Raw genomic sequence first — 7,739 nt, forward strand, 5'->3', positions numbered from 1 at the left:
TTGAAGTAAGTGAAAGTCAGTAATGATGATGGTTTGAGGCCCTGGACACTGTGGTGTTCGGGGCTTCACCTGTTTAACCCTCCCGGTTGCTGGTTGCGTGTTGGTGGTGTTGCCGGCTGCGTGGGTGGTTGTGGTGTGGGGTTCTGCCTGGAAGGGTGGGACCCTTTTTTCTGTTTAAAAACCCATTCCTAATGGCCTTGTCTATCGGTGGTGCGAAAAGTACTTGAATGCGAAACTTCGGTGTCAAACCGCCTAGCTACCCCGTAGTTATCTCGACGTAGTGTTAATCCGAGACAACAAGATTTCGTGGAAGGAAATACATGCGCATCGCGGTGATGCAGGCCCAGGCTGAGGTCTTGGATATTCAGAGCAACCTTGAAGTGATTCAGCGTGCCGCGCGGCAAGCCGCTTCCAAAGGGGCTGAAATCTTGCTGACACCAGAATTGTTTGCCGTGGGATATGCGCCGTATGCACTGCGTGAGTCTTTAGATGCAACACAAATTCCAGACGTCCACCGTTGTCTTTCGGAAATTGCATCGGAGCATGCAATCGCTCTTGCATACTCACTTCCTGAAGTAACGGATAGTGGTTGGTTGATTACGTCGACCTTTGTTGACCACAAAGGAACCGAACTGGCCCACTATCAAAAAGTTCAGCTCTTCGGTTCTGAAGAACAAGCCGTGTTCGTGCCCGGGGTCAATCCGCCTGCCTCATTCGAGTACAAAGAAATAATGCTTGGCATGGTGATCTGTTTCGATGTTGAATTTCCCGAGATCGTTCGTGAGGCTGCCCGACGTTCTGTTGAACTGTTACTGGTCCCGACGGCCATGGGACGTGGGTATGAACGGGTTTGCACGCATCTAGTTCCAACGAGGGCAATGGAGAGTCAACTTTTCATTGCCTATTCCAACCACAGCGGCAGCCAAGCTGGCTTTGAGCTAGCTGGCACCAGCGTAATTGCGGGACCCGACGGATCTGTTCTCGCCCAAGCGGGCCACGAACCTGAAGTACTTTACGCTGACCTTGGTCCCTATGAGCGGGCTAAGACTGAAGTTCCATATCTATCAGAAGCTCGTCCAGAGCTTTATGCCCAATGGGCTGCCGAGCGAACCAACGCGCTGGAAGACTAGTTGGCATTCGCCTAACATCCCATCGATCTGCTTCAGCTCGCTCAGAGGTCAGGGCCACGCTGGTTCTTGAGTTGTTCTTTAACTCGTGAGATCCAATTCGAATCGCACATCATTTGTGGGAAGGGCTTATGCGCATACCCTGCCGCTGGTGGCGCAGTTGAGTGGTATGACATTGAGGAGCCAGGGCAGATCACCATCGAATGCGGGCCCTTCAATGTCACGTACTCATACCAGCCAGCTGATTCTTTAGCCTTGTTGCATAGGCTGCAGCGACCGTCTCCGTTGAAAACACTGGTTGGTCCACCCCTAGCATGCTGGACTACGTGGTCTATTTCTTCGACCATTCCATCGCAGAACGGGGTGCGGCAGTGACGGTCGCGAATCCGAATGAACTTCTTGAGCTTCTCCGGGAAGATCCGGGCTTTGGAATCCATAGAGATTAATTCTTGGTTTCCCGGAGCCGTATACAACCGGGTCAGCTCAGTCATCACTTCAATCTGCTCAATAAACTCTGGTGTGAGCTTTGCTTCCATTTCCTCGAAAGTCTGCTGATTGGGAATTTGGTGGCCACCGATCCATTCTCGGGCGGTCTGGGCTGAAATGAAACCGTAGCCTTCGAGGAATGCCGGTTCTCGCTCACCGAGGAACAGCGCTCTGTCGGTCATAATCACCCCGACGTTCAAAGCAATGCGCATATTCGTCGCTTCGCCAGCGATCATATAGCTAGTTAGTAGATCGGCTTTGATCTGAGCGAGGGTCCTGGGGTCACCTTGCTTCTTGAGCTTACGAGCCTCTTCACGTAAGTACATTTTCAGCGCAAGGCCGGCAATGAGCGGGAGCTCGCCACTGAGCTTCACACACCCCGCGTCCTCATCAACGTGAAAACGGACGTGCCGGTTCTCTTCGGAGCTCTTTTGCTTTTTGGACTCAGGATCCGAGGTGTAACCCAGAACGAACTGTTGAACGGTTTCCTTGATTTGTTTTGGCCCCATGGAATCAAACATGTCGGGGGTCGACGCGTAGATTTCATCAAATTCAACGCGACGCACTGCCCTGACATCCTGTAACGGGGTGAGGATAGCTTGGGCCTGTGCTTCGGTGAATTCGCCCCGAGAGCAAGCTGCAGCAAAGTTAGGGGTGTCTTCGAAGAGGATGCGGCAATTGACCAAGAAGTTTCGTACACCTTGAGGTGACTGTTTACGAGCGAGAGCGAAGGTACTAGCGGCCCCACGAGTTTGATCATCGATGGATGTGCCACGGTCTTCATGCTCCCGTACAACTTGCTTCTCTAGCTGATGAGCGAGACCTGCCTGGTGATAGCGAAAAGAAGAGACGAGCCCTTCGAGTCCTTCTATTGCTTGAACGCAGTCGGCTTTACTGCCGTGTTCTTCAATCCACGCCAGCTTATTCTGCAGCTGCTTCATTTGGACTTCGAAATCCTCATGAAGCGCCGGTTCGTCTTGGCCTTGTCGTTGCGCCATTGCTTCGGACATGTTGTAATTATACTTCTTTAGTTCGAAGATCTCTTCTAATACTGTAAAAAAACTGTGGATACCTTTGGTACTGCGGGTTAGGTTGCCGTTAGGAACTTCAGCGCAAGATACAGATCGTGGCGGACTTGCGCCTGGTTTAAATCTTTGCCAAGAATCTCAGCGATAGTCGCAATATGTCGGCGAACCGAGTTGCGATGCAAATTGATATTTTTCGAAGCCTGATCCCAGGAGCCGTTGGCTTCCAACCATCCGTGAAGCACGTCTAAGTAGAGGTCACGGCGGGCCTCTGGTAATTCAAGGATTTTCGCCAGCTCTTCTTCCGCCAACTGCCTTCCAGCCTGTGCTGGTAGCAGTGAAGCGAAGGCGCGAGGGATGGATGCGGCGTCTAGGCATTGTTGGCGTTCTAGCATTTGGGGGAGCAGCCCGCTGGCCTGGGCGAGTAGTTCTCCCAGCCTTTCACCTAGCTGGGATTCCAATTTGGCAGGGGTGCTGAACGCTGCCAAATAACCGTTGGATTTGAGGCGTTCAAATAAATCTGTCGTGGGTTCGGCGCTTGTTAGTGCGATGAGGTGATCGTCGCGCCGCATTGCCAAGCGGGTGTCGAATAATGCATGAACATGCGCGAGATGGAAGTTAGTTTCTGTGGTGCGCGCTGTACCTAGGGGAGAAATGACGGCGACGCGCAATACCTGATTAGTATTGCTGCCGATGCTCTCGGTTAAGTAGTTCAACGTCTCGGAGTCGAGGGCTGTGTGCGAGCGGAAGAGCAGGGACGTGGCAAGCTGCGAAGAAGCGGCCGAACTGGCGGCGCGTTCGCGGGCAAGCACTTCTAATAGGCCTAGTGCTGAGGTGATCAGGTGGTGGTCGAAGGCGGAGGGCGTACGTGAGAATCCGACGCTGAGCGCGCCAAGTAGTGGGGACTGGCCACTGGGTGAGAAGGCGGCTCGGATCGGGAAGGTCAGGTGTACCTGGGCGTCCTGTCGGTGCATTGCAAAAGGTTGTGGACCAATGGCCTGAAAAGCATCTTGGATCATCTGCGCCTCGGTGGCGGTATCCAGTGCAGCGATCGAGGCAATTGTGGTGTTGAAACGTGTCTGGCCCGATGCATTGGTGAGCCTGACCGAGCCTTTGAGGCGTTGGGACAGCGTATCGACCAGTTGGCGTTCGGGATCCGGGTGAGAAATGCAGCGCATCAGCGCGCGATTAGCTTCCGCGTTGGAGCGTAGCTGGGCGGCGCCGTCGGCCTCCATGAGCTTGGCGAAGGCAATGCCGATCGCGGCGAAAGGGACGGAAGTGGGAATTTGTAGCAGGGTGAGTCCGTGACGCGCACAGGCTATACGGACCGTCTCTGGAATGCTGGAGAAATAAGGTTCCAAGCCGAAGCCAAGGGCGCTGGCCTCAGCTTGCACCAGCTTGGCGATAAACCGGTCGATCCATTCTTGGTCCGCAACGTGCTGGAGGAATGGGAAACCGCTGGTAAGGATCAGTTCATCGGCCATGAGGTAGTCGGTTGGGTCATCCATATCGCTGGGTTCTACCCAGCGCACTGGGCGATCGCCGGCGTCGTGGACGAGTTCGATCGCAGGTGGCAGCTGGCGCAAAAAGCGCGCCAGTGTGATGGACTCCCAGGTGGGCTGCAATTGCGGTGCGAAATGTCCCATGCAACAATATTTTAGTTCAAAAATTCCACGTTGAGAGCGCCGTCACAGATTTAGGCTGGAACTCGGCAGCAAAACCATTTCCCAGCAAGGACCTGCGATGAACAGTAACAGCGACGTGACCTCAAGAACCGTCACCGCACTCGGCCCGCAGTTGCGCCGCCGAAAATCAATCAAGCATATGGTCGGCGAAGCGGAAAGCAACTCCGGGCAGCTGCGTCGCACCTTAGGCATGTGGCAATTGACCATGATCAGTGTGGGTGCCACGATGGGCACCGGCATCCTGGTGATTCTTGGTGCCGCGGTCCCGATCGCCGGTCCGGCAATTTGGATCTCATTTGTGATTGCCGGTGTCACCGCGTTACTTTCGGCGGTGTCCTATGCGGAAATGGCCGGCATGGTCCCGGTCTCTGGTTCAAGCTACTCCTATTCTTACGCGACCATGGGAGAAGGTATCGCCTGGATTTGCGGCTGGTGCCTGGTGCTGGAGTATGCGGTTTCGGTAGCCGCGGTGGCCGTAGGCGCCGGCGAATATGTTAATCAGACGCTGCGTACCTTTAATATGGAACTTCCGGTGTCGTTGGCCGGGGGTCCCGCCGAGGGAGGCGTAGTAAACATGCCGGCACTGATCGTCGTCGTGCTGGCTACCTTGTTGCTGGTGCGTGGAGCGCGCGAATCGGCCATCGTGAACACGGTCGTGGTAATCATCAAGGCCGGCATTCTGATCTTCTTCTCGATCGTCGCCTTCAGCGCCTTTAATGCCGGAAACTTCGAACCGCTGCTGCCGATGGGCGCTGCCGGCGTCACCGCCGCGGCCTCCAGCGTCTTCTTCTCCTACATCGGCTTCGATGCGGCCTCCACGGCCGGTGAAGAAGCCATCAATCCGAAACGCGATCTGCCCCGGGCGATTATGCTTTCGATGCTGATCGTGACCATCACCTACGTGTTGGTAGCAGTGTCTGCCATTGGCGCGCGCGAGTGGACCTGGTTCGAGGGCACCGAAGCGGCGCTGGTGCAGATCGTCGGCGAACTGACCGGTCAGCCGATGTTTGTGCTGATCTTCGCGCTCGCCTCGGTGCTGGCCATCGCCTCGGTGGTGTTGACGGTGCTCTACGGACAGACCCGTATCTTGATGAGCATGTCCCGCGACGGCTTGGTGCCCGTGGTTTTCGGCAAGGTTTCGAAGCGCACCGGAACCCCGGTTGCCGGCACGTTGATCACCGGCATCGTCGTGGCTATCACCGCCGGGTTCATCCCGCTCGGTGCGCTGGCCGACGCCACCAGCATCGGTACCCTGTTTGCCTTCGCACTGGTGGGCGTTTCGGTGATGTACCTGCGTAAACGCCAACCGCAGGCACCGCGCACCTTCCGGGTTCCGCTGTACCCAATCACCCCGATTCTCGGAATTTTCGCCTGCCTATTCCTGATGAGCCAGTTAGGCTGGCACACGTGGGTGGTCTTCCTGATCTGGATGCTGGTGGGCATTGCAATCTACCTGGGCTACGGTCGACGCCGTTCGCGCTTGGGTCAGCTGAGCAAGCAGGACTACATCGCCAGCCACGTGGGCGAAAACCAGTAAACAGCGCGGCTGCATCAACAAGAACAAAGGACTTACAGGACTCGCAATGAACAGCATCAATATGCTCAACCCGGACTTCCCCTTCAGCTACGACCATTACCTGGCCAACCCGGCCGGGCTGGGCAGCGTCCCCGAAGGGTTGTATGGCACCGAGGTAGCGGTAATCGGCGCGGGGCTCTCCGGCCTAGTGACCGCCTATGAGCTGATGAAATTGGGGTTGAAGCCGGTAGTCTACGAGGCCGATCAGATCGGCGGCCGACTGCGTACCGCCAGCTTCCTCGCGGCCCCGCAGATCACCTGCGATCTGGGCGGTATGCGCTTCCCGGTCTCCAGCAAGGCGCTGTACTACTACATCGACCTGCTGGGCCTAGACACCTACGACTTCCCGAATCCGCTGGCAGATCCCACCGACTCTACGGTGATCGAGCTTAAGGGCCAGAAGATCTACGTGGAAAAAGAGGAAGACCTCCCCGAGTTCTATCGTGAGGTGGCAGAGGCCTGGAAGCAGGCACTGCGAGACGACGCGCATTTCGAACAGATGCAGCAGGCCATCAAGACCCGCGACACCAAAACCATCAAGGAATTGTGGAACTCAATTCTTGAGGAGTTCGACGAGGAAAGCTTCTACGGGTTCATCTCGAACTCTAAGGCCTTCACGCAGGCTGGGTTCGAGCACCGCGAGGCCTTCGGCCAAGTTGGTTTTGGCTCTGGCGGTTGGGACACCGACTTCCCGAACTCTATTCTGGAGATTCTGCGTGTGGTCTACACCGACGCCGACGACCACCACCGTGGCATCACCGGGGGCGCCGCGCAACTTCCCAAGGCGCTGTGGAACCATGCACCGGAAAATATGGCACATTGGCCGGCAGGCACCTCGTTGGCTTCGCTGCACGGTGGGGCGCCGCGTGGGGCGGTAGCCAAGGTATACCGCACCGACAATGCTGGTTTCAACGGTTCGAACACCATTGAGGTCACCGAACGCTTTGGTCGAACCGCGGAATTTGGTGCCGTGGTCTCCACCGTGCAGTCCTGGTTGCTATCTACCGGTATCGATACCGATGAAGCGTTATTCCCGGCCGAATTGTGGACCGCGATCGAACGCAGTCACTACATGCAGTCGTCGAAGACTTTTGTGATGGTTGATCGTCCGTTCTGGAAAGACCGCGATCCGGTCACCGGCGAGTATTTGATGTCGATGACGCTGACGGACCGTTTGAACCGGGCTACCTACCTGCTGGACAACGGCGATGACCAGCCGGCGGTGATTTTGTTGTCCTACACCTGGAATGACGATGCGCTCAAATGGCTGTCGCTTTCTGCCGAGCGCCGCATGGAGTTGATGCTGCACTCGTTGGAGAAGATTTACCCTGGTTTGGATATTCGCAGTCACATAGTGGGCCAGCCAATCACCGTGTCCTGGGAGTCGGACCCAAACTTCATGGGTGCCTTCAAAGCCAACCTGCCCGGTCACTACCGTTACCAGGAGCGTTTATACACGCACTTCGACCAGCAGGAGATGGCGGCGGAGCACCGCGGCATCTTCCTTGCCGGCGACGATGTCTCGTGGACCGCGGGCTGGGCCGAAGGCGCAGTTACTACCGGACTGAATGCCGTGTGGGGTGTAGTTGAGCATCTGGGAGGAATAGATGCGGCTACCAATCCTGGGCCGGGTCAGTTCTTGGCCGAGTATGGTCCTAAGCGACTTGACCTCAAACCGGCAGTGCTGGATTCATAAATAATTCACCCGAGCCCCGTACGGAAAATCCGTGCGGGGCTCGGACTATAAACCCTAGAAAAAATAGGTGTGCACGGTCACGGTGGAAAAGAGGCCACCGATTTGAAACATCCCCCAAAACTGTGTATAGTTTTTATCTGTCGC

The 7,739-nt window shown here is 56.1% G+C and carries 5 protein-coding genes; 3 read left to right on the forward strand and 2 right to left on the reverse strand.

Features of this window, described 5'->3' with window-relative positions:
* Positions 1-320 precede the first annotated feature (320 nt).
* Positions 321-1,130 carry a carbon-nitrogen hydrolase family protein gene (locus tag CQ011_RS17570; RefSeq protein WP_105679001.1) on the forward strand — a complete coding sequence of 270 codons (810 nt, stop codon included), beginning with the start codon at positions 321-323 and terminating at the stop codon, positions 1,128-1,130.
* A 41-nt stretch (positions 1,131-1,171) separates the two neighbouring features.
* On the opposite strand, the gene CQ011_RS17575 is transcribed toward CQ011_RS17570, so the two are convergent.
* Complete coding sequence (locus tag CQ011_RS17575) at positions 1,172-2,623, reverse strand: HNH endonuclease (protein ID WP_105679002.1); 1,452 nt, start codon at positions 2,621-2,623, stop codon at positions 1,172-1,174.
* A 77-nt stretch (positions 2,624-2,700) separates the two neighbouring features.
* On the reverse strand, positions 2,701-4,284 hold the full coding sequence (locus CQ011_RS17580) for a PucR family transcriptional regulator (protein WP_105679003.1): 1,584 nt from the start codon (positions 4,282-4,284) through the stop codon (positions 2,701-2,703).
* A gap of 97 nt (positions 4,285-4,381) precedes the next feature.
* Here CQ011_RS17580 and CQ011_RS17585 point away from each other — a divergent pair, with 97 nt between their 5' ends.
* Positions 4,382-5,860, forward strand: a complete 1,479-nt coding sequence (locus tag CQ011_RS17585; RefSeq protein WP_105679004.1) for an amino acid permease — start codon at positions 4,382-4,384, stop codon at positions 5,858-5,860.
* Positions 5,861-5,906: 46 nt separating this feature from the next.
* The gene (locus tag CQ011_RS17590; protein WP_502692900.1) at positions 5,907-7,595 is read left to right on the forward strand and encodes a flavin monoamine oxidase family protein; all 1,689 of its coding nucleotides are present in this window, start codon (positions 5,907-5,909) and stop codon (positions 7,593-7,595) included.
* Positions 7,596-7,739 lie beyond the last annotated feature (144 nt).

The sequence above is a fragment of the Arthrobacter sp. MYb213 genome (assembly GCF_002979915.1).
In the GTDB taxonomy this organism is placed as follows: domain Bacteria; phylum Actinomycetota; class Actinomycetes; order Actinomycetales; family Micrococcaceae; genus Glutamicibacter.

Coding starts and splice junctions, on each gene's coding strand:
- CQ011_RS17570 (WP_105679001.1), top strand. CDS start 321: ATGCGCATCGCGGTGATGCAGGCCCAGGCTGAGGTCTTGGATATTCAG.
- CQ011_RS17575 (WP_105679002.1), bottom strand. CDS start 2,623: ATGTCCGAAGCAATGGCGCAACGACAAGGCCAAGACGAACCGGCGCTT.
- CQ011_RS17580 (WP_105679003.1), bottom strand. CDS start 4,284: ATGGGACATTTCGCACCGCAATTGCAGCCCACCTGGGAGTCCATCACA.
- CQ011_RS17585 (WP_105679004.1), top strand. CDS start 4,382: ATGAACAGTAACAGCGACGTGACCTCAAGAACCGTCACCGCACTCGGC.
- CQ011_RS17590 (WP_502692900.1), top strand. CDS start 5,907: ATGAACAGCATCAATATGCTCAACCCGGACTTCCCCTTCAGCTACGAC.